General features: G+C 60.9%; 23 protein-coding genes and 2 tRNA genes. 4 read left to right on the top strand and 21 right to left on the bottom strand.

The features are described from left to right. Positions 1 to 150 precede the first annotated feature (150 nt). From C3F12_00125 to rsmD, 14 genes are all read right to left on the bottom strand, one after another. Positions 151 to 227 (bottom strand) — tRNA-Pro (locus C3F12_00125). A 3-nt stretch (positions 228 to 230) separates the two neighbouring features. Further along, positions 231 to 872, bottom strand: coding sequence for a protein-L-isoaspartate O-methyltransferase (locus C3F12_00120; GenBank protein ID PWB48943.1), 642 nt, complete (start codon positions 870 to 872; stop codon positions 231 to 233). Between the two features lie 54 nt (positions 873 to 926). After that, a complete protein-coding gene (locus tag C3F12_00115) occupies positions 927 to 1,715 on the bottom strand; it encodes a 5'/3'-nucleotidase SurE (GenBank protein ID PWB48942.1) in 789 nt (262 codons plus the stop codon). Between the two features lie 66 nt (positions 1,716 to 1,781). Beyond that, positions 1,782 to 1,858 (bottom strand) — tRNA-Pro (locus C3F12_00110). 20 nt (positions 1,859 to 1,878) lie between these two features. Continuing rightward, positions 1,879 to 2,289 carry a MerR family transcriptional regulator gene (locus C3F12_00105; GenBank protein ID PWB48941.1) on the bottom strand — a complete coding sequence of 137 codons (411 nt, stop codon included), beginning with the start codon at positions 2,287 to 2,289 and terminating at the stop codon, positions 1,879 to 1,881. 28 nt (positions 2,290 to 2,317) lie between these two features. Continuing rightward, complete coding sequence (locus tag C3F12_00100) at positions 2,318 to 2,599, bottom strand: integration host factor subunit alpha (GenBank protein ID PWB48940.1); 282 nt, start codon at positions 2,597 to 2,599, stop codon at positions 2,318 to 2,320. A 149-nt stretch (positions 2,600 to 2,748) separates the two neighbouring features. Then, positions 2,749 to 4,173, bottom strand: a complete 1,425-nt coding sequence (locus tag C3F12_00095; GenBank protein PWB48939.1) for a hypothetical protein — start codon at positions 4,171 to 4,173, stop codon at positions 2,749 to 2,751. A 20-nt stretch (positions 4,174 to 4,193) separates the two neighbouring features. Next, positions 4,194 to 5,870, bottom strand: coding sequence for a hypothetical protein (locus C3F12_00090; protein PWB48938.1), 1,677 nt, complete (start codon positions 5,868 to 5,870; stop codon positions 4,194 to 4,196). Next, positions 5,830 to 6,621, bottom strand: a complete 792-nt coding sequence (locus C3F12_00085; GenBank protein ID PWB48937.1) for a radical SAM protein — start codon at positions 6,619 to 6,621, stop codon at positions 5,830 to 5,832. The genes C3F12_00090 and C3F12_00085 overlap by 41 nt, the downstream gene beginning before the upstream one ends. Positions 6,622 to 6,626: 5 nt before the next feature. Then, positions 6,627 to 7,184, bottom strand: a complete 558-nt coding sequence (gene hpt / locus C3F12_00080) for a hypoxanthine phosphoribosyltransferase (protein ID PWB48936.1) — start codon at positions 7,182 to 7,184, stop codon at positions 6,627 to 6,629. Beyond that, entirely contained in the window at positions 7,178 to 8,488 is a 1,311-nt protein-coding gene (locus tag C3F12_00075; GenBank protein ID PWB48935.1) for a tRNA (N6-isopentenyl adenosine(37)-C2)-methylthiotransferase MiaB, read from the bottom strand. The genes hpt and C3F12_00075 overlap by 7 nt, the downstream gene beginning before the upstream one ends. An 8-nt stretch (positions 8,489 to 8,496) precedes the next feature. Further along, positions 8,497 to 9,699, bottom strand: a complete 1,203-nt coding sequence (locus C3F12_00070) for an aspartate aminotransferase (GenBank protein PWB48934.1) — start codon at positions 9,697 to 9,699, stop codon at positions 8,497 to 8,499. 45 nt (positions 9,700 to 9,744) lie between these two features. Next, the gene (locus C3F12_00065) at positions 9,745 to 10,230 is read right to left on the bottom strand and encodes a pantetheine-phosphate adenylyltransferase (protein ID PWB49027.1); all 486 of its coding nucleotides are present in this window, start codon (positions 10,228 to 10,230) and stop codon (positions 9,745 to 9,747) included. 2 nt (positions 10,231 to 10,232) lie between these two features. Continuing rightward, entirely contained in the window at positions 10,233 to 10,787 is a 555-nt protein-coding gene (gene rsmD, locus C3F12_00060; protein ID PWB48933.1) for a 16S rRNA (guanine(966)-N(2))-methyltransferase RsmD, read from the bottom strand. Positions 10,788 to 10,905: 118 nt separating this feature from the next. Here rsmD and rpmB point away from each other — a divergent pair, with 118 nt between their 5' ends. Then, positions 10,906 to 11,109: a 50S ribosomal protein L28 gene (gene rpmB / locus C3F12_00055; protein ID PWB48932.1), complete on the top strand. Its 204-nt coding sequence runs from the start codon at positions 10,906 to 10,908 to the stop codon at positions 11,107 to 11,109. A gap of 48 nt (positions 11,110 to 11,157) precedes the next feature. On the opposite strand, the gene C3F12_00050 is transcribed toward rpmB, so the two are convergent. The 7 genes from C3F12_00050 to C3F12_00020 form a co-directional block, all read right to left on the bottom strand. After that, positions 11,158 to 13,296, bottom strand: a complete 2,139-nt coding sequence (locus tag C3F12_00050; protein ID PWB48931.1) for a GTP pyrophosphokinase — start codon at positions 13,294 to 13,296, stop codon at positions 11,158 to 11,160. A gap of 293 nt (positions 13,297 to 13,589) precedes the next feature. After that, positions 13,590 to 14,270: a threonylcarbamoyl-AMP synthase gene (locus C3F12_00045; protein PWB48930.1), complete on the bottom strand. Its 681-nt coding sequence runs from the start codon at positions 14,268 to 14,270 to the stop codon at positions 13,590 to 13,592. Between the two features lie 7 nt (positions 14,271 to 14,277). Further along, positions 14,278 to 14,982 (bottom strand): ABC transporter ATP-binding protein, encoded by a 705-nt coding sequence (locus C3F12_00040; GenBank protein PWB48929.1) that lies wholly within the window; start codon positions 14,980 to 14,982, stop codon positions 14,278 to 14,280. Next, the gene (locus tag C3F12_00035) at positions 14,975 to 17,041 is read right to left on the bottom strand and encodes a hypothetical protein (protein ID PWB48928.1); all 2,067 of its coding nucleotides are present in this window, start codon (positions 17,039 to 17,041) and stop codon (positions 14,975 to 14,977) included. Before C3F12_00035 ends, C3F12_00040 begins: the two co-directional genes overlap by 8 nt. Positions 17,042 to 17,046: 5 nt before the next feature. Next, entirely contained in the window at positions 17,047 to 17,949 is a 903-nt protein-coding gene (locus C3F12_00030) for a branched-chain amino acid ABC transporter permease (protein ID PWB48927.1), read from the bottom strand. A gap of 70 nt (positions 17,950 to 18,019) precedes the next feature. Beyond that, positions 18,020 to 19,135: a branched chain amino acid ABC transporter substrate-binding protein gene (locus C3F12_00025; protein ID PWB48926.1), complete on the bottom strand. Its 1,116-nt coding sequence runs from the start codon at positions 19,133 to 19,135 to the stop codon at positions 18,020 to 18,022. A gap of 213 nt (positions 19,136 to 19,348) precedes the next feature. Next, positions 19,349 to 20,239 carry a phosphoribulokinase gene (locus tag C3F12_00020; GenBank protein ID PWB48925.1) on the bottom strand — a complete coding sequence of 297 codons (891 nt, stop codon included), beginning with the start codon at positions 20,237 to 20,239 and terminating at the stop codon, positions 19,349 to 19,351. A 542-nt stretch (positions 20,240 to 20,781) separates the two neighbouring features. Between C3F12_00020 and C3F12_00015 the strand changes: the two genes are divergently transcribed. From C3F12_00015 to C3F12_00005, 3 genes are all read left to right on the top strand, one after another. Then, positions 20,782 to 21,048: a CopG family transcriptional regulator gene (locus C3F12_00015; protein PWB48924.1), complete on the top strand. Its 267-nt coding sequence runs from the start codon at positions 20,782 to 20,784 to the stop codon at positions 21,046 to 21,048. Continuing rightward, the gene (locus tag C3F12_00010; GenBank protein PWB48923.1) at positions 21,045 to 21,464 is read left to right on the top strand and encodes a hypothetical protein; all 420 of its coding nucleotides are present in this window, start codon (positions 21,045 to 21,047) and stop codon (positions 21,462 to 21,464) included. The genes C3F12_00015 and C3F12_00010 overlap by 4 nt, the downstream gene beginning before the upstream one ends. 678 nt (positions 21,465 to 22,142) lie before the next feature. Then, a partial coding sequence (locus tag C3F12_00005) for a hypothetical protein (GenBank protein ID PWB48922.1) occupies positions 22,143 to 22,376 on the top strand: 234 nt, incomplete at its 3' end.

Below are 22,376 nucleotides of genomic sequence, written 5' to 3'. Positions count from 1 at the left end.
TTTTCTGGATTCCCGCTTTCGCGGGAATGACGGCTATTGTTGCGCTCTATAACGCCGCGTATAATTGAGGTGTCAAATCTCTGTATTCACGGGAAGTTAGGTCCGCAAACCTCCGCTCCGGCGGGGAAGTTTCCTTTCGGGAAGAATGGGTGGTCGGGGCGATTGGATTTGAACCAACGACCCCTTGCTCCCGAAGCAAGTGCGCTACCAGGCTGCGCTACGCCCCGACATCATCCCTTCCATCCCTGCTCGCCGATCAACTTGACGAATCGACACTCCCCGAGATCCGTCCAGTGGATGGCCGCCCCTCTCCTCGTTCCTTTCTTCAGCACCTGATGGCTTGACTGACCGACGGGCAGCACCAGGCGCCCATTGTCACCGAGCTGTTCGGTGAGAGAGATCGGAATCCTGGGGGCGCCGGCGCTTACGATGATCGCGTCAAATGGCGCCTTTTCCTTCCACCCGATAGAGCCGTCCCCGATCCGAATCCACGCGTGGTAGTAGCCGAGCGACTCCAACCGCCGTCTGGCTCGTACCGCGAGGCCCTTGTTCCGTTCGACCGAGTAGACCTTCGCGCCTGACTCCGCCAGGATCGCGGTCTGATATCCGGATCCGGTCCCGATCTCCAATACCCGCTGATGCTCATCCAGTTCAAGCAGCTCAATCATCAGCGCCACCATGAACGGCTGCGAGATGGTTTGCTTCTCGCCGATCGGCAGTGAATAATCGCCGTAGGCGCGTCCCCAGAACGCCTCTTCTACAAACAGGTGTCTGTGGACCTTCGCCATGGCCTGCAGGACCCCGGGCTGTCTGATCCCGCGTCGTACCAGCTGCTCGGCCACCATTCGCTGCCGGGCAAGGGCGTAATCCATTATGAGACCGCTGACCTCTGATTCGAGCCTGTCGACGGCTGCCTCATATCGGTCTCATGCGGTTACGCGACCCCGCCCTGCGGTTGCGGAGCAATTCTCCCAAGGGAATTCCCATCTCCGCAATGTCTTCACCGCCCTTGTACTGGTGAGGTCCAGGTGAAGCGGCGTAATAGAAATCGACCCGGCTGTGACCGCGGCATAATCGCTGTCCTCCAGCGGCTCCCATGTCGGCTGTTTTCCGCCGATCCAGTAATAGGCCCGCCCGCGCGGATCGACCTTCCGGACGATAATATCATCATAGCGTCGCCTCCCCTGCTGTGTAATGGTTACCCCCTTGATCGCGGAAGGCCGACAGTTCGGAACGTTGACGTTGAGCATCGTATCGGACGGCAGGCCATTTTTGACGATCAGCTTCGCTACCATCACGGCGGCCCGCGCTGCCGCAGTAAAGTTGACCCGTCGGCTGGCGACGACCGATAGCGCGAATGCCGGGAACCCGAGCAAGGTGGCTTCGAACGCGGCAGACACGGTGCCCGAGTAGGTTACGTCATCTCCCATGTTCCCTCCGATATTGATACCGGACGCCACCAGATCGAACTGTCGGTTGATCATGCCCATGAGTGCCAGCGCAACGCAATCGGTCGGTGTCCCGTCAACCGTAAACCAAGTCGGCGCGACCTTCGTTACCCGCAGCGGTCTGTTCAGGGTGAGGGAGTGACCGGAGGCGCTGCGTTCGCGGTCCGGCGCGACAACCCACACCTTGCCGAGCTCGGATAGCGCCTCGGCCATGACCCGAAGCCCTTGCGCGTGAATCCCGTCATCGTTCGAAATCAGAATGTTCATTCAGAACCGAAAAAAGAGCAGAGGCATGCTCTGCTCTTTGATCTCTTCATAGGTCCGAGAGTATGCTGGTCGGGGCGATTGGATTTGAACCAACGACCCCTGGCCCCCCATGCCAGTGCGCTACCAGGCTGCGCCACGCCCCGAGGATGCCGGGTCTCTTACGTCAGGGGGAATGTCTGCGTAATAACGACGAGAGTTGGGCCAGTTCCGCCTTCACCGATCGAACCGCGTCCAACACCGTCGGCGGGAACGATTCCTGTTCTGCCGCCAATTGCCGTTTGGCGCCTGCAATCGTGAACCGCTTCCGGTACAGCAACTCTTTGATGCGCAGTACGGCCACTACGTCGTTCCGCCTATACAGACGCTGACCGCTCGGGCTTTTGGTCGGCCGCAGCGTTGGAAACTGGGTCTCCCAGTAGCGGAGGACATAGGGCACAACCTCGGTCAGCTCAGCAACCTCTCCAATCTTGAAGTACAGTTTGTCGGGGATTTCAGGGCCGCCATCAAGACCCGGGAGAAGCCGTTGTAACGATCGAGGTTTCGTTCTCGCCAACCGCGTCCGTGCGCTCGGCACGCTCGTCCCTCTTCCGCTCAGTTACACGCTACCCGCCCGGTTCGTTCACGACCTGATGCAAGGCTTTACCGGGCTTGAACTTCAGGACCTTACGAGCCGTAATCGTAATCGGGTCACCGGTCTGGGGGTTGCGCCCCTTTCTTGCCCGCTTGGCCCTGACCTGGAAAGAACCAAAGCCGACGAGCTGAATCTTCTCCCCTTTCTTCAGCGCGTTTTTCACAATGTCGAGGGTTGCTTCCACTGCTTCCATCGCCTGTTTCTTGGCGAGGCCTCTCTCAGCCACGATCGAAGCTATGTCAGCCTTTGTCATAGTGTCCCTTCCCTCTTCGTGAGTCAGGCCCGTTCATTCATAGTCGCCCTTACCGTTCCCACTCCCCTGCTATCCCTGTATTGGCGGATCGATGATATGATAGAGAGCGCGCGAAAGGTTGTCAAATCCTTTTTCTACAGGTGTCCGGTTTATTCCGGTGTCGTCCCGTGTTGGTCCCTGGAATCACCGGATGAAAGACCGGGCGAGCCGTTGGCCGTCGGCGGCGTGGCGGCGCGATAGGCGTAGCTGAGGGTATGTCCCATCACCGCGACATAGATCAGGCCACCCACCGCCAGTATCAGCCCGCCGAACTGCGCGATCGGTCCCTGCGCCATGATCAGCCCGCCCGCCAGGGTGAGGACGCCGGCATTGAGCAAGCCGAATACGAGCGGCCGACAGCGCTGGAGGGCCAGTTCGGCGATGACCAGCCGTGGCCAACCTCTCCGATCACGCACGCCGACGACGAATCCAGGAAAGAGTTTAAATGACATACCGATAATCAGATTAGTCACCCACCCCAGCAGCCCCAGTACCCCGTATGCCCCGGCAACGCGATTACCGAGGGCGCTGTCCGGATCGATCCACAATAGGGAGAATCCAAGTGCGACCGCGAGCAGCAGACAGATGATCCCGGCCAGCGCGTGCCGCATGGTCCAGTCAATCGGTGTGCGCCGTTTGCGGATCAGCGTCGATAGTACCCCGACATAGACCAGCAGCGCCAACAGGATCACGGTACTCCAGATGGAGGCTCCCGGAATCCAGCCCAGAAGCGCCATCGCCAGACCGGCCACGCCGGCGGTGAGGCCGTATATTTGCCAGATCGCCACACGCGGCAGCGTCAGCTCCGACAATAGAAACGCGGGCGCCATTCGATACGAGACGGCGCAGATGGTCAGACTGACCCATCCGAGCGCAGCGAGATGGGCGTGACTGGCCAGGTTCGTCAGGACGTTACCCGATAGGAATCCGCCCGATTTGTCCAGTGCAAGGAGGAGGCCCAGCGTCGCGGCCAGCAGCAGAAACAGGATCGAGATACACATCCCGGTTTCGGCTGCACGCCGGTTCCAGCCCGGGGCAAGACAATACCACATGTTCATCGCGAAGAGCACAACGCTCAGAACGATCACTGCCGCGGCCATCCAGGTAGGCGTCCATTCCCCAATGAGCATGTGCGCTATGAGACCGGTCGCACTGAAGATATAGAGCCCGAACTGCCAGCGCGCCAATCTGGGAAAGGGTATGGGCCGTTTCGTCATGGCCGGGACAAGGCGGTACATGACCCCCATAATCGCGGAGGTGATCCATCCGAGTGTAAAGGTGTGCGTTGTAGCCAAGATCCGCGGTTGATAGAAAAACTCGACCAGATCGCCGACTACCAACGGTATGACCGAGACCCCCAGTCCGAACAGGGCCACCGCCGAAATGAAAAAGTGCATTGGCAGTCGGGCCATACGAACGGCATCTCGAGACGACAGTCCTTGGGCGATCACTTCCGTATCCTGTACCAACGCGAGGCTCGATATGTCTTTGGGATCGCGATCGATCCGTAATTGTTCAGATCGGTGTCGATTCATGGGATATCCCTTTTCTGATCTTAACCCGACCGACCTCCGGCATTCTCCAATCGGGCAGAGCGTTTCCCCGACAGGGCGGATGCGGCCATATTCACCAGGAAGAGCAGGATGGCGGCAACATTGAGCGATCCGCCCCACAGCCTACCCGGCCACCATGCGGTGATGTCCCCTGCCACGCGCAGGGCGAGCGAGAGGTGCAGGAGGATGAGATGGCTATAGAATACCGGCCGAAACGGTAACGCGATTCCCAGAATCGATGGAAAGATGATCGGCGCGTGTCCCATAATCATCGAGAAGACAAAGCCGACAAAGATCGCGTGCAGGGTCGCATCATAGCCGTCCGGCCCGTTGTGCTGGTGCATCGCGTGCAGGGTCGCATCGTGATGCAGCCCGGCCGCCATGCCGCCAAGGCCTAATGTCAGCAGCCCGGCCGCCGCCAGCCACACATATCCCGACAGCAGGCTGAGCGCGACAAAACGGTGCAGTCCCGTCTTCCGAACCGCGTGTCGTGCCATATCATGCCGGAGTAGCCAGACGCTCATCGCTGTCAGACCGACTCCGCTCAGGCGCGTCCCGACATCGAACGCCGTCTCGACCGGAATCAGCCCGGCCGCAAACAGTGTCGTGGCGGCCAGAAACGAGAGCCGATGTCGGCGGGCAAGCGGCAAAAAGCGGCTCAACTCCAACCGCTCCCCGGCAATCGTCAGGATCAGGAAGGCGGCCCACCAGCCTATCACGCTGCCGATTGACCACCCGCTGAGCCACAGGGTGTTGCCTCCCAGCCATACCAGCGCCCCGAGTCCCATGGTGACGGTAAACAGGGCCGGTTGTTCGCGAATCAGATAGACGAACGTGATCACCAGCATCAGGCTGCCGAGCGTCATCAAGGCCGGGCCCGCCACGCCCGGCCCACCGATCATCAGAATGACGGCGCCCGCCCCGGTGGTCAGCGGCCCCAGCGCAGGCCACCATCTTCCCAACGCCACGGCCCGCTCCAGGCCGATGAGCGTCCCCAGAAACCCGGACACCATCAGCGGTCCATGCACCGCGGGGAGGGTCGTCGGGATACCCGACCATTCCCAACCCAAACGGTAGAGGCCGCCCAACAGCGCCGCCACCAGTGCGACCATGCCCAATGCCATCAGCGGCAGTCGAAAGGCACGTCGTAACGCCCCTGTCGGACCCGGTGTCAACGGCTCCGCGACGGCAGCGTCCGACGGCTGTGACGGCCGGGTCACGACCAGTGCGCTCAGGCTCAGCACGAAAAGCGACGTCATCGTCAGGGCCGACAGGACGCACCACCCGCAGATCGATTCGATGACGGCGACCTGCAGATAGATCAGCCACGCCGAAATGATGGCGCCGGTTCCCGCAACGGCCGCGAGCATTGCCAGCGCCCGTCGCCCGGGACGCGTCATCGCCGCGATCGAGAGGCTGAGCAGCAGCAGATAGGCGCCGATTCCGAAGGCGGCGACGGGGATGCCGCCGAATTCGGAGTATTCCCCCTGATTGACGAGGTCGCATCCCCCCGTCGGACAGAAGCCCGATGTCTCCGCGCGGTGCCGCCAGAGCAGATAGCTGGAATCGGCCAACCCGAGCACGGCGAGGAGAGGAAGCAGCGCCAGCCATCGCCATACCCGGCGGCGACTGACGACCTCAGTAGACCTCGATGGGAACATGGGCGCGCTTTCGTGCATACTCGGCAATCGATTCGAGTACCGTCCGGGCGACCGGTATCAGGGTACGGTCGGCCGGGACGCGGTCCAGTGTGTAGATATGGACGCGGCGCGGCCGAATCTCGGCGACCCGGTCCGACCACTGCCGGATTGCGGCGGGCGCCGTGTTGGCGACCCTCCCCCAGACGAACATCGTCTGCAGGATCACGCCGTCAAGCTCCGTCAATCCCCGGACCATCATGGCGAAGTTCCACCCTGGCGCCGGCAGATTCAGTCGGCGCACCAGGGCCTCGTCGCCGGCATCCAGCTTCATCAGTTTGAGGTCGATCCTCCGCAGGGCGATGCGGATCTCCGGACGGTGTACCGTCGAGCTGTTTGATAGGATGGCCAATCGGGCGGTCGGCACGTAGAGATCCCGCAGATTCGAAACGGCCTCAACGATCGCCCGCAACTCCGGATGGAGTGTCGGTTCGCCGTTTCCGGAGAAGGTGATGACGTCGACGGGGATCCGCTCGCGACGCACCTGCTGCAGTCGCGTCTCCAGGGCGTCGATCACCTGATCGCCGGTAGGAAGATCCGAAGGCGCGACGGTCTCCTCCCGGACCCGCCGAACGGTCCAGCCGCACTGACAGTACCGGCAGTTAAAAGAGCAGTACTTGGCCCCCGTCCCCAGCAGATTGACGCCGAGCGAGCGGCCGAGCCGTCGAGATGACAGCGGTCCGTAGACCAGGTCCTCTTTGACCAGCCGCCGCCGTCGGGTATCCTGTATGATCGAATTCAGCGTGTGACGTCCGTCCCGGCGGGGTCTGCGGTGTGAAGGGTTGCGACGTACGGAAGCCCCCGCCCCTGCCCATACGCATCCAGACCATAGCCGATCATCCAGGCGTCGGGCACCTCAAAGCCGACATAGTCCGCCGTCATCGCCACCTGTCGCCCGCTCGGCTTGTCCAAAAGGACGCAGGTGCGCAGCCAACGCGGATGTCGGGCGGCGAGGTGTGCGCGCACCAGATCCAGCGTGTGTCCCGAGTCAAGGATGTCGTCGACCAGCAGGACGACCCGCCCGTTGAGGTCCAATGCGCTGTCCTTATGGATTTGAACCAGACCGCTGGCGGCGACCAGCGGCCCATAGTGTGAGACGGCCATCAGATCGACCTGCGGCTCGATCTCCAGGCGCGCCAGCGCCCGCACCAGGTCGGCGAGGAAGATGAACGCCCCGGTCAGCAGCCCGATCAGGACCGGTGTCCGATCCGGCAGATCCCCGGCAATGACGCGCGCCAACTCCTGGATCCGTGCGGCAATCGCCTGCTCCTCAAACAGGACGCGATGCGCTAACACTGAAGTGTCCCTTGCAGGTACAAGGGGGTCGCCCCCGTGACAGTGACCGCGACGAGGCTTCCGTCCATGACCCCCTCCCCCTCGAAATGGACGATCTTGTTCTGTCGCGTCCGTCCGGTATGACGAGCCGTGCCCCCTTTACGGTCCTCTTGATTGACCAACACCTCGACGGTTCGACCGAGATAGGCCCGGTTGCGCTCCAGCGACAGCCGGTTCAGCAGCGCGAGCGCCTGCTCCAACCGACGCCCTTTGATCTCCTCGGGAAGCTGGTCCGCCATCCGTTCGGCCTCGGTGTGGGCTCGCGGCGAATATTTAAAGATAAAGGCGCCGTCGAGGCCGACCGCCTGCATCAGGTCCAGCGTGGCCTGAAAGTCCGCGTCGGTCTCGCCAGGAAACCCGACAATGATATCCGTCGTAATCGCGATCTCCGGCGCCCTGGCGCGCAGCAGCGCCACCTTGTCCAGATACTCATCCCGATCGTAACCGCGCTCCATGCGGAGCAGAATCCGATCCGATCCGGACTGTACGGGCAGGTGGATCTGTTCGCAGACACTCGGGAGTTCCGCGATCGCCGTCGCCAACTCGTCGGTGACGTCGCTGGGGTGAGGGCTCGTAAATCGAACCCGCATCCGGTCGCCCACCAGCGCATCGATTTGCCGAAGGAGCTCCACGAAGCTGACCCGAGGGGTGAGCTTCCTCCCGTACGAGTTGACGGTCTGTCCCAGCAACGTGACCTCGCGATACCCCTGCCGCTTCAGCCCGCGGATCTCATCGAGAATCTCCTGAGCGGGTCGGCTGCGCTCGCGACCCCGGGTGAACGGGACCACGCAAAACGTGCAGAACCGGTCACACCCCTCCATGATGCTGACCCAGGCCCTGATACTGCTTCCGCGCTCGACCGGCGCGCCGACGGGATAGGAATAGCCGGCTGCCCGTGCCGTCGCCAGCCCTCTCGTCCCGGCCTGAAGCAACGGCGGGATGGCCGTGATCTGACCGGGACCGACGACAAAGTCCAGGTAGGGAAAACGGTTCAACAGCGCCTGTCCTTCCTGCTGCGCGACGCACCCGCAGACGCCGATCTTCAGTCCGGCGCGGCGCCGTTTCAGCGCCTGAAAGGATCCGAGGCGACTGTAGACTTTATGCGCCGCCTTCTCGCGGATCGCACAGGTGTTCAGCAGAATCAGATCGGCCTCCTCCTCTTGCTCGGTAAGGATATACCCCTCACGCAGGAGCAGCCCGGTGATCCGCTCCGAATCCAGGTCGTTGGCCTGACAGCCGTAGGTGATCAGCTTCAGCTTGAGCATCGCCGAGCTCAGCCGCGCAGCGCGGCCAGGGCGCGCTCGATCCGCTCCACCCCGGCGCTGATCTGCTCCATCGACGTCGCGTATGACAGGCGAAGATGTGCGTCGCTTCCGAACTCGCTGCCTGGAACCGTCACGACGTGGGCGCTCTGCAAGAGATAAGCGGCCATCTGGGCGGAGTTGTTGACGGGGCGGCCGTCGCCTACGGTTCCGTAAAAGCCGGAGACATTCGGGAACAGATAGAATGCGCCCTCGGGGTGCGTGCAGGTCATCCCCGGGACGGCCCTCAGCCGATCCATGAGATACCGCCGACGCCGATCAAATTCGACCACCATCGTGCGGAGGTCATCGTGCGGGCCCAGCAGGGCCGCTACCGCCGCCTTTTGCGCGATCGAGGTCGGGTTCGAGGTCACCTGGCTTTGGATAGTGCCCATCGCCTTGATGATCTCGCTCGGTCCGGCCGCGTACCCGATTCGCCAACCGGTCATGGCGTATGCCTTGGAAACGGTGTTGACGACGATCGTTCGCCGTTTGATCTGCTCATCGAGCGATGCGATGCTGATATGCGCATGCCCGTCGTAGGTCAGCGATTCGTACGCCTCATCCGAAATCACCAACAGGTTTCGCTCCACCGCCAGCGCCGCGATCGCCCGCAACTGCTCCGGCGGGATTATCGCGCCGGTCGGGTTGCAGGGACTGTTGAGTAGGATGGCCCGGGTTCTCGATGTAATCGCCGGCTCGATCGCCTCGCGGGTCAGATGGAATCCGTCCGCCTCCTGCGTCTGTACGATGACCGGTTGCGCATCGACCAGACGAATCTGTTCCGTATAGGTGACCCAGTAGGGGGCGGGCACAATCACCTCATCGCCCGATTGGAACAGCGCCTCGGCGATATTGAACAATGAATGCTTCGAACCGCACGATACGATCACCTCCGCGGGGGCGTAGGAGAGCCCGTTATCACGCTTCAGCTTGGTGATGATCGCCTGTTTCAATTCATCGATGCCGGCGGCCGCGGTATAGCGTGTGAATCCCTCACGGATGGCCGCAATGCCCGCCTCCTTGATGTGAGCCGGGGTTTCAAAATCCGGTTCACCCAGCCCGAAGTCGACGACATCGATCCCTTCCGCCTTCATCTGCTTGGCGATAGCGGCCATGGCCAGGGTGGCGGATGGGCTGGCATTCTTCGCGCGATTCGATAGGTTCATTGACATTGTGTTGTGTCTCCGCTAAGTGTTCGTCCTGTTCTGTTATTCTCGCTAACGAGTCTCGAACCGCTCCTTCAGCATCCGTTCGACCATCGGCGTCACAAATTGGGAGACGTCTCCGCCCAGCAGGGCGATCTCCTTCACCAGTCGGGAACTGAGATAGGTATATCGTTCGTGAGGCATCAGGAAGACCGTTTCAACCTCTTCGTTCAGTTTTCGATTCATCAGCGCCATCTGGAATTCGTATTCGAAGTCGGAGAGCGCGCGCAGGCCGCGGATTACTACGCGTGCGCTCCGGCGACGCATATAGTCCACCAACAGACCGTCGAAGGCGTCGACCGAGATACCGCGCATCCCCCGAACGGCGTCCCGAATAATCCGTTGTCGCTCTGTCACACTGAACAGCGCCGCCTTGTTCGGATTTGTGCTCACCGCGATCACCAGACGACTGAACAGACAATGCGCCCGCCGGGCAATATCGATATGCCCGAAAGTGAAGGGATCAAACGTCCCGGCGTAGATCGCTAACATCTTCACGATCATATCTCCCGTCGATAAATCTGCAAGGCGCTGTCGCCATGGCGGACCTCGCGCACATGTTCGAGTCCCGTGGGGACCTCGGATTGCGCGATCCTCGCCGATCGTTCCAGAATAGCAAGACCACCCGGCGCAAGCACCTGCCTTTCCGCGATGATGGTGAGGGCCGCCTCGCGATCGCCGGATAGATACGGCGGATCCAAAAAGATCAGATCAAATTGTTCCGATCGAATGGCCGCTCGACGCAGGTACCGCCGTACCTCCATGGGAACGACGACAGCCCGCTCGCGGAACCCTGATCGGTCGAGATTCCGGTACAGGATCGCCAGCGCCGATCGATTCTGCTCGACAAAGATCGCAGCCGCTGCGCCGCGGCTCAGGGCCTCGATTCCGACCGCTCCGGTTCCTGCGTACAGGTCAAGAAAGGTCTTCCCGTCGATCTGCGGCGCCAGCAGGTCGAACAGAACCTCGCGCAGATAGTCCGAGGTCGGCCTCGTCACCCTTCCACGAGGCGCCAGAATTCGCCGCCCTCTGGCCAAGCCGCCGATCACCCTCATCGATCCTTACCGGCCGATCTACGCTTCCACGCTTGATTTTGTATCAACGCTGTCGTATGATTACCGCCGATGACGAACGATCATTGACCAGTATGCTCAACCACGGGGAGGTACCGTTATGCCGATTACGCATTCCAGCCACTGCGAGTTGTGCGGCCGAGGTCCGCGAGTCAGCCAACAGATCAGTCATGCCCACAATGTCAGCAAGCGCCGCCAGCAGATCAACATTTCACGGCATCATGTCGTGATGAATGGAACTCGCCGCTATATTGCGCTGTGCACCCGCTGTCTTCGATCCGGGCGCGTCCAGAAGGCCGGCTGATCAAAAGCAGCTTTTAGCTGACAGCTATTGGCTAAAAGCTGCTTGTACTCAGCCACGGAGACGTTCGACCCCCATCACCCCGTCGATCTGCCGAATCGCTCCCATTGCCGATTGAAGCTGTTTGAGATCCGATACCTCCAGCGTAAAGGTATTGAGCCCCTTCCGGTCCTCCGTCACCCGTATGTCAGCCTGTGCGATGTTGATCTTAGTCGCCGAGATCGCCGAGCTGATGGCGGCCAGGATCCCGGGCCGATCCTTTCCGATCATCACCCGGATCTTGACCTGATGGGCGGTTTTCGGCGCCGCATCCCAGGAGACGTTAATCTTGCGATCCGGGTCGTACGACAGTTGGTCGATATTGGAACAGTCCGCCGCATGAACCGACACGCCCCGTCCGCGGGTGATGAAACCGACAATCTCATCGCCGGGGAGCGGGTTGCAACACCTGGCAAACCGAATGAGAAAATCGTGCGAACCCAGCAGGGTGACGCCCTCATCGGGCGGTTGTCTGACCTTGCGTTCGGGCTTGACCTCGCCATCATGGGGCAACTCTTCCGCAGGCAGGAGTTTACTGATCGCCTGGCGCGGGGAGAGTTTCCCGAAGCCGACGGTGGCAAAAAAGTCGTCCGGGGTCGGATAGCCCTGACCCGCCAGGCCCTTCGCCATCGTCTCGGGTTTGAGGAACTGAACCGGGCTCTTGCCGAGCCGTCGTAGCTCCTTCTCCAGCAGGTCCTTGCCCAGACTGATGCTGCGGACCTTCTCTTCGTTTTTGATCCACTGCTTGATCCGGCCCTTCGCGCGTGAGGTTTTGACGAACTTCAGCCAGTCACGGCTCGGGTGATGCTTGGAATCGGTCAGGATCTCGATGATGTCGCCATGTTGGAGCTCATATCGGAGCGGGACCAGGCGGCCGTTCGCCCTCGCCCCCACGCATCTGAGGCCGATGTCGGTATGGACACTGAAGGCGAAGTCGATGGGACACGCCCCCTTGGGAAAGCTCTTCACATCCCCATTCGGCGTAAAGACGTAGACCTCTTCGGGGAACAGATCGACCTTCACCGTTTCGAGAAACTCCCGGCTGTCCTTGAGATCACGCTGCCACTCCAGAAGCTGTCGAATCCAGGCGAACCCTTTGTCGGCCGGGTCAAGCGCCGCCTTTCCCTCCTTATAGACCCAATGGGCGGCGATCCCCTCCTCCGCCGTTTTGTGCATCTCATAGGTTCGTATCTGGATCTCGACCGGCTCGCCGACCGGACCAATCACGGTCGTGTGGAGTGATTGATACATATTTGATTTGGGCATCGCAATGAAGTCCTTAAACCGCCCTGGAATCGGCTTCCACAGGGAGTGGATAACCCCCAGCGACCCATAGCAGTCCTTGATCGATTCGGTAATCACCCGAACTGCCGTGAGGTCATAAATCTCATCGAATTCCTTATGTTGATCGCGCATCTTCTTGTAAATACTGAAGAAATGCTTCGGACGGCCGATGATTCGTGCCCGGATCCCGACCTCGCCAAACTTCTGCTGGAGGATCTCGATGGCCTCATTAATATCCTTTTCGCGCTCCCGACGTTTCTTTGCGATCCGCGCCGACAGATCCCGGTAGACGTCGGGTTCAAGATAGCGGAGCGCCAGATCTTCAAACTCCGCCTTCATCCAGTAGATACCGAGGCGATGGGCGATGGGCGCGTAGATATCGAGCGTCTCCCGAGCGATCAGTCGACGCTTCTCCTCCCGCAGCGGTTCCAGGGTGCGCATATTGTGGAGCCGGTCGGCCAGCTTGATCAGGATCACACGGATGTCCTGAGACATCGCCAGCACCATCTTCCGAAGATTCTCGGCCTGATGCTCCTGGCGGCTGCCGAATGGGAGCTTGCTGATCTTCGTGAGACCGTCGACGAGGTTGGCAATCTCACCGCCGAACGCCTCGTTTACCTCTTCCAGCGAGGCATGGGTATCCTCCACCACGTCGTGCAGGAGCGCGGCGGCAACGCTGGCTACATCCATCTTGAGATTCAGCACGATCTCGGCTACGGCGATCGGGTGTGACAGGTAGGGTTCCCCCGAGACCCGCTCCTGCCCTCTGTGAACCTTGGCGGCAAAGTCGTAGGCCCGTTGCAGGAGGGTCAGGTCGGCGTCAGGTGAGGCGACGCGCACCCGTTCGAGGATCGGCTCAATTCCCATTTCTGTTATGCCTGATGTTGTCGTGCTGATCGGCTAATGACCCACGGTCATGGATAACACCTTATTTTTACCATATTGTGAGGGAGTTTCCAAAGGCTTTCGGGAATCGCACATGAACATTAAGACGCGTCGTTGCGGGGCGGAGCCGAAGCAATCCCGCTGTGACAGAGGCGAAGTACGGTGAGATTGCTTCGGTCGCTGCGCTCCCTCGCAATGACCGATACGGGGGACTTTCGGAACAATGACGAGCAGGTGAATGGCCGGTGGGGTACTGCCCAGCGCGTGAGAATTGATCAGTGCGCCTGGAATCCTAACAGTCTCAGGATCTCCTCGTGCAGGATGGGACCTGATCTTAAGACGACGGGCGGACTGATTGTGACATCGATGACCGTCGACGGGCTGCCTCCAGCCGCGGGCCCGCCATCCAGCACCACCTCCACCCGGTTACCCAACTGGCGCAACACCTCGTCGGCATCCAGAGGCTCTCGACCCCCCGACCGATTCGCACTTGTTCCGGTGATCGCACCGCCGAAGTGCCGGATCAGCGCGAGGGCCACGGCGGCATCGGGGGCCCTGAGACCGATCCGACCGGTCCCGGCAGTAAGCAGAGGGCAGATCGTCGGAGGCGCCGGCACCACGAGGGTCAGGGGACCCGGCCAGTAACGCTCGGCCAGACGAGCGGCCGCCTCCGGGAACGTCCCTGCAAGTCGGGTCGCCATGGCGACATCGGCGACCAGGAGCGGGATGGGGTTGTTGAAAGAACGTCCCTTCGCGACAAAGATCTGCTCGATCGCCCTCGGGTTTGAGGCGTCCGCCCCGAGCGCGTACAGTGTATCGGTAGGAAACGCAACCAGGCTGCCGTGTCGGAGCGCCGTCGCGCCGCGCTCGATCAGCGCCTCTGAGGGGGCCTCAGGCGAGACGGTGTACCTCGCGACAGGATCGTCCGGTCGCGTATCTGCTCCAACTCGGACCATCCCTTAACTACTCCCCGAGGTAGGCGCTTCGGACCTCGCCATTGGCCAGCAGCCGGTCGGCGTCGTCGCTCAGGACGATCCGACCGGTCTCCATGACGTAGCCTTTGGCGGCAATTCGCAGGGCCATGTGCGCGTTTTGTTCGACCAGCAGAATCGTGGTGGACTGGGCATTAATCTCGCGAATCACCTCAAAGATGGTCTCCACCAGCTTGGGAGCCAGGCCCAATGATGGCTCGTCCAGCAGGAGCAGCCGCGGGCGCCCCATCAGGGCACGGCCGATGGCCAGCATCTGCTGCTCCCCGCCGGAGAGTGTCCCCCCATGTTGGGAGCGGCGGTCTTTCAGCAGCGGAAAGAGTTGGAAGACCCGATCCAGGTCGTGACGGATCTCGGCGGCATCGGCGCGGCTATAGGCGCCCATCTCCAGATTTTCCAGGACGGTCAGTATCGGAAAGATACGCCGCCCCTCGGGGACCTGCGCAATGCCGCGCTTGACAATCGCGTGGCTCGGCAAGTGGGTGAGATCGTCCCCTTCAAAGATGATCCGTCCGCTGGTGGGCCGCAGGATACCGGAGATCGCCATCAACGTTGACGATTTGCCGGCGCCGTTGGCGCCGATCAGCGTGACGATCTGGCCCTGCTCCACCTCAAGAGTGATCCCCTTGAGGGCATGAATCGCGCCGTAGTGCAGGTGGACCTCATGCAGTCTAAGCATGCTCCGACTCTTTGCCCAGATAGGCGCCGATCACTCGAGGATCTGTCTTGATCTCGGCCGGTGTCCCTTCGGCGATCTTGACCCCGTGATCCAGTACCACGATCCGTTCCGAGATCCCCATCACCAACTTCATATGGTGTTCGATCAGGAGCACGGTGATGCCGCGTGCGCGAATGGCATGGATCAGGTCCATAAGCGCGCCCGTCTCCTGTGGATTCATGCCGGCCGCCGGTTCATCCAGTAACAAAAGGGTGGGGTCGCCGGCCATCGCGCGGGCGATCTCCAGCCGTCGCTGGTCACCGTAGGGAAGCTGCCCGGCCCACAGGTCGCGCTTTGCCTCCAGACCCACAAACCGAAGCAACTCGACCGCCTTCGCCGCCAATGCCGCCTCTTCCCTGGTCACCCCCTTCGGCCTGATGACGGCGCCAAGCACCCCGGCCCGCATCCGACAGTGGCCCCCCACCATGACATTTTCCAGAACCGTCATGTCTTGGAACAGCCGGATATTCTGAAAGGTCCGGGTGATCCCCCTGGCCGCCACCTGATGCGGCCTCAGTCCGACAAGGTCCTGCCCGCGATACCGAACCTCGCCGGACGTCGGCGCATAGAGGCCTGTGATGGAGTTAAAGAAGGTGGTCTTCCCGGCCCCGTTGGGCCCGATGAGGCTGACAATCTCGCCGGCCTTCACGGTGAGGTCGACCATATCCAGCGCGCGCAGGCCGCCGAAATCAATCGACAGCCCTCGCGTTTCAAGCAGGGTCGTTGTCGCACCATGTGGCGGCGATGTAGGGCGATCGACCTGCAACAGCTCAGGTCCGCGCATCGGAGGCTCGTCGGCTACAGAGGCGTGAGCGGCCTCCCCGTGCCACAGCGGAACGGTACGTCGTCGTGCGGTGATCAGTCCCTTGGGCCGCATCACCATCATCCCGACCATCGCCGCACCGAAGACCAACATGCGGTACTGCGCAAACTGCCGCATCACCTCGGGCAGAATCATCAGCATCGCCGCCCCGAGGATCACCCCCGGGAGGCTCCCCATGCCGCCCAACACGACCATACACAGGACCAGGACCGATTCGAAGAAGGTAAAGCTCTCGGGCGAGATAAAGGTCATCTTCCCGGCAAAAAAGACGCCGGCCAGTCCCGCCCACATCGCGCCCAGACCGAATGCGAGCAGCTTGGTCTTCACCAGATCGATCCCCATCGCCTCAGCGGCCACCTCGTCGTCCCGCATCGCGGTCCAGGCGCGACCAAGCCGCGACTGATTGAGCCGATCGACGGCAAAGACGGTCAGTACCACCATAGCCAGAATCAGATAGTAGTAGTGAATCGGGTGGGTAAAGGTAAATCCAAAGAGGCTCGGACGGGCGATGTCGAGGATCCCGTTTGGGCCGCCCGTGACGCTGTCCCAGTTGTTCAGGACGATCCGGATCATCTCGCCGAACCCCAGCGTGACAATCGCCAGGTAGTCGCCACGCAAACGGAGCGCCGGGAAGCCCAGCAGGACGCCAAAGACCGCCGCCAGGGTCGCCCCCAACGGCAGGACCTGCCAGAACGAGAGGTCGGCTCGTGTGGCGAGGAGGCCGTAGGCGTAGGCCCCCACCGCGTAAAACGCGATGTAGCCGAGATTCAGCAATCCCGCAAGGCCCACGACGATGTTGAGGCCAAGCGCCAGCGTCACATAGATGCCGACCTGGGTCAACACATCGACGTAGTATCGATTGAGACTGAAGGGGATCACGGCCGCGGCCGCCAGCGCCAGGCCGTACAGCAGGCGAGGATCAATTCGCCGGTTCAATGTCCGAACAGTCGCGCCGCCCACCTCGACCAGGCGATCGGTCCAGACCGGCGACCGCCTCCCCCATTGCGAGACGAACCACTGCGCAAGACCAAGCAGGGCGACGACGCCGGCGACCATCACGGGGCGCTCCAGAGCAAAATGGGGGGCATCCGGTTCGACCATGAGCGGCAGCGACAGCAGGCCGAGCCACAGCGCGGTCAGGACGATCCGGATCAGCGGGTGGCGGTACAGCAGAAGGGAACGCGAAACGGTCTGCATCGTGTTCAGGCGCGTTTGGAGGTATCGGTGCCCAGAAGACCGGTCGGACGGAAGATCAGCACCAGGATCAAGATGGCGAAGGCGAAGACGTCCTTATATTCACTGGAGATATAGCCGGCCCCCAGACTTTCGATCAGACCCAGCAGGATCCCGCCCAGCATGGCGCCGGGGATGCTGCCGATCCCTCCCAGCACCGCTGCGGTAAAGGCCTTCATACCGGCGATATAGCCGATATAGAAGTTGATCAGACCGTAGTACATCCCAACCATCACCCCGGCCACGGCCGCCAGCGCCGACCCGATGAGAAACGTCACGCTGATGACCCGGTTCACATCGATCCCGACGAGCTCGGCCATCTGCTTATCCTGCGCTGTGGCCCGCATCGCCTTACCGATCCTGGTTCGGCGTACCAGCAGGTGCAGTCCCCACATCATCAGGACCGAGGTGGTCATGATGAAGATCTGGATCGCGCTGATCCGGCCGCCCGGCAGATCGATCCCGCCCTGGATGAACAGTTCAGGAAATCCCTTATCCCTGGGTCCCTGCGCCAGCATCACGAAATTCTGCAGAAAGATCGACACCCCCAGCGCGCTGATCAGGGGCGACAGACGCGGGGCCGTCCGCAGCGGCCGATAGGCCAGCCGTTCGATGGTGATACCGCAGGCGCCGCAGAAGAGGACGGCTGCAATCATCATACAGGCGAGGGTCAGCGCGGAGTCCGGGGCCATCAGGTTAAGGGTGGTCAGGAGCCCGAAGGTCACGATCCCCATGTAGGCGCCCAACATATAGATCTCGCCGTGGGCGAAGTTGATCAGCTCGATGATCCCGTAGACCATGGTATAGCCCAGGGCGATCAGCGCATAGACACTCCCGAGCGTCAACCCGTTGACCAACTGTTGAAGCAGCATATCCCCTCAACGCAAAAGGAGGGAAGAGATGACTCCCTTCCCTCCCCTATTCCACGGTTCGATATTCCGTCTACTGAAGTTCGACAAACCGCCCGTTCTTGACCTCCCAGACCACGTAGGGCGACACCAGGACGTCGCCCTTGTGATCGAACTGGATCGGTCCGAGCGCGGTCTTCCATTTGGTCTTCCTGATATGCTCCGCAATCTTGGCGCCGTCGGTCGATTGGGTCGCGGCGATTGCCTCGAACAGGAGGACAGCAGCCACATAGCTATAGACGGTATAGGCCCCCACTGCGGTGCCGAACTTGGCCTTGTGCTGCTGAATGACCCCTTGCGCCTCCTTGATCCTCGTTTGATCCGGGGTGAAGGTGATGAACGCGCCCTCCGCCGCCTTCCCGGCGATCTCCACGAACTCCTTGGCCCAGACACCGTCGCCGCTGATGAAGGCTGTTTTCATCCCCAACTCGCGCATCTGCTTGGTGAGCAGGATGGCCTCCGGATAGATACCGCCGTAAAACAGGACCTCGGGATTCGTCTGCTTGATCGAGGTCAGCACCGGCCGATAGTCTTTTTCCCCCTGGGTGATGTTGCCGTAGTAGACCGGCTTGATCCCGGCCTTTTCCAGCGCCTTGACCGTTTCATCGGCCAGACCCTGCCCGTAGGTGGTCTTGTCGTGCAGGACGGCAACCTTCGTCTTTTTCAGTTTCTTGACGATAAAGTTTGCCGCCGCGCCCCCCTGTTGATCATCCCGACCGCACACCCGAAAGACGTTCCACAGGCCGCGCTCGGTGAACCGCGGATTGGTCGATGCGGGCGTAAGCTGCACCACCCCGCCGTCGCGATAGATGTTGGAGGCCGGAATCGAGCAACTGCTGTTGAAGTGGCCGACGACCCCCACGACCTCCTCATTCACGAACTTATTGGCGACCGCCACGGCCTGCTTCGGATCGTGCTGATCGTCGCCCCAGACGATCTCGATCCTCCGGCCGAGGAGCCCCCCTTTGGCGTTCCACTCCTCGACGGCGATGGTGACGCCGTTCTTCAGCTCCTGGCCCAGGGCGCCCTGATCGCCGGTCAGCGGCCCGGCCACGCCGACCTTGAGCGTCCCGGCTGCGTAGGCATTCGTGGTGACCAGCAGGAGGAGCGCCAGCGCGTTGCAGACGACCCTTAACCACCCCCGTCCCATCCATGCCCCCTTGATCAACCGTGCGGTTCCACGATCCCGCCCGACCCGTGTGATTCCAGCAAACAGCCTACCAATAAGCACCTACCGGCGCAACCTTATTTTCCCGCGCCGATCCGCCATTTGATCGGTGTGCACCACATCCCGATCTCGCGCGTCTCTCGCTCGGGAACATTCGCCGTTCATACGGTTCTCCGCTATTGCCACAGCACACACCTACTTCTTCTTGTCCTCGATCATCTGGTGCAGGATCGGGGTCAGGATGATTTCCATCGCGAAGCTCATCTTGCCGCCGGGCACCACCAGGGTGTTCGCACGCGACATGAAGGAATCGTGGATCATGGTGAGCAGGTAGTGGAAGTTCACGCCCTGAGGCTTGCTGAAACGGATTACTACGAAGCTTTCATCGAGGGTGGGGATATCGCGCGAGATGAACGGGTTGGACGTATCCACCGTCGCGACGCGCTGAAAGTTGATATGGGTGCGCGAGAACTGCGGGGTGACATATTTGACGTAGTTCGGCATGCGGCGCAGGATGGTGTCGACCGTCGCTTCGGGGGAATAGCCGCGTTCTTCCATATCGCGATGGATCTTCTGAATCCATTCCAGGTTGACCACCGGCACCACACCGATGCCCAGATCTACGTATCGCCCCGCATCGACCTTACCATCGGCCACCAGGCCGTGCAGACCTTCGTAAAACAGCAGCTCCGAATTCGGTTCGATGTCTTCCCACGGGGTGAATACCCCCGGTTTCAGATCAGTCAGGCCGAAGTGCTTGTTGTGTAACGCGGCTTCTTTCTCGTTATGCACATAGTAGCGGCGTGTGCACATGCCGGTTTTGCCATAAACCCTGAACGTTTCTTCGATTTTGTCGAAGTGGTTCGCTTCCGGGCCGAAGTGGCTGAACGAATGATTGCCCGCTTTCGCGGCCTCGGCGACGGCGGCGCGAAACGCCGTCCGGTCCAGGCTGTGCAGGCTGTCGCCCTCAATGATGGCGGCAGCTATCGCCTCGCGGCGGAAGATGTTTTCGAAGACGCGCTTGACGGTGGACGTGCCCGCGCCGGATGAACCAGTGACGGCAACGACAGGGTGTTTTTGCGACATGGTGATGTCTCCTGAGACAATGTGGTTGATACAGACACTGTGATCGCTGATTATACGAAGTACAGCACCATATCTTCAATCTTTTCTTCATCAGGGCACTTTTTCGAACGAAACAGCCGTGTCCCTGCACGTAATTCGTGTACGTGTTCGTGTTTCGTGTTCATGGTCGGCGGATCACGATCACAACTCTGCAGCGAAATGACCACGTTCACGAGCCACGATCACGGTCCCTTGGAAGCCGATCACGATCACGGGTCCCGCGTCCGTCATTGTTCCGAAAGCCTCCTGTGTTGGTCATTGCGAGGGAGCGTAGCGACCGAAGCAATCTCACCGTCCTTCGTACTTTCAAAAACGATGCAATTGCGGCGCTCTCGTTGGTCGCCCACAATGACGGCCTACGGCGATAGCGCTTCGCCTCCTGCCCGTCATTGCGAGCCGCCGACGGTGCAGATGAGTACAATCTCACGTCCGGCCATATGTCCCCCGCATTAGGTATAGGTCGATGATACCCCGCATAATGGGGTGGAGCGACTGCGCCTCTCGTGCTATTCTTCATACAGTTCTATACGCCGATTGATATCAAGGAGGTCACCATGGGTAGCCTCACCATTCGACTCGACGAACAGCTTGAAAAGGAACTCACCAGCCTGGCAAAGCGTACCCGTCGGACCAAGAGCGATCTGGCGAGGGAGATGCTCCGCGAGCATCTTGCCCTTGCCCGCATGGACGAATTGCGTCGACGTCTGCAGCCGAAAGCAGAGGCGATCGGCTGGCTGACCGATGAGGATGTCTTTCGAGATGTCTCGTGAGGCTCTTTCCGGATACCAACGTTCTGGTCAGCGCCATCATCGCCAGAGGCTTGTGCGAGGATCTGCTGCGCCTGCTGGTGCGCGGGCACGTTCGCGGTCGTTGGGAGCTACTCATCGGCGCTCCGGTCGAGATAGAATTCACGCGTATCTTACATACCAGGCTGCATGCCGACAATGAGACCATGGCAATCGCCCGCGACCTGCTGGCTGATGGACAGAGAGTTCCCTCCAGCGCCGTTAACCTGACCCTGCCCATCCCTGATCTCGACGATATTCCCATTCTCGCCTGTGCACTCGCAGCGCAGGCTGATTTCTTCATCACTGGCGACAAGGCGCTACTTGACTTAAACGAGGTGCACAGCATGCGCCTCTGTTCGCCAAGGCAGATGTGGGATCGGCTTTTCGCCTGCGACTGAGTTCCCGCGCATCAGCCATCGCCCACGCCTCATCACCTGACCCCCGATCCCGCCATCACGCAGTACCCAACAAGAACGGTGTGGTAGGTCCCCACCCGTTCTTCGTCAGGACAACTCTTCAAGCAAATAGAGCCGTGTTCGTATCCCTGCACGTAATTCGTGTACGTGTTCGTGTTTCGTGTTCATGGTCGGCGGATCACGATCACAACTCTGCAGCGAAATGACCACGTTCACGAGCCACGATCACGGGTCCCGCGTCCGTCATTGTTCCGAAAGCCTCCTGTATTGGTCATTGCGAGGGGGCGTGGCGACCGAAGCAATCTCACCGTCCTTCGTACTTTCAAAAACGATGCGATTGCGGCGCTCCCGTTGGTCGCCCACAATGACAGTGTAGAAGTGACCGGCTTCCTCCGTTCGCCATGGCAGCAGCGCTCGCGGGCGCTGGAGAGGGATCAGTCATTAGTGATGGAGTGAAGTAAGACCCGCGTTCGAAGTCTCTCAGTCTGTCACTTCTGTTCTCTATCCACTCCGGCCCCCGGCCGCCGGTTCAATCCCTTCTTCGTCAGGGCCGCCGTGTCGCCCATGTCCGTCATTCCCGCGAAAGCGGGAATCCAGAGGTGTTGGCAATAAGCGGCTTCCGCAACGGTCAGCTTGCGGTGATCGCTGTACGCCCTCACAATGACGGCCTACGGCGATAGCACTGCCCCCCTGGGCGTTATTGCGAGCCGCCAGCGAAGCAATCTCACCGTCTTTCCGCCGGTCAACTACGGTCAGATTGCCGCGCTCCCGCTGGTTACTCGCAATGACAGTGTCCGCGTAACCGCCGTATCCCTTCTTCATCAGGTCTCGAAGTCAATCTGTGTGAGAGTTGCTACGATGATTACTCTGCATGGTCTTAATCCCTTCTTCATC

It is taken from the genome of Candidatus Methylomirabilota bacterium, from assembly GCA_003104975.1.
Taxonomy (GTDB): Bacteria; Methylomirabilota; Methylomirabilia; order Methylomirabilales; family Methylomirabilaceae; genus Methylomirabilis.
This window is presented reverse-complemented; position numbering and strand designations above follow the sequence as displayed.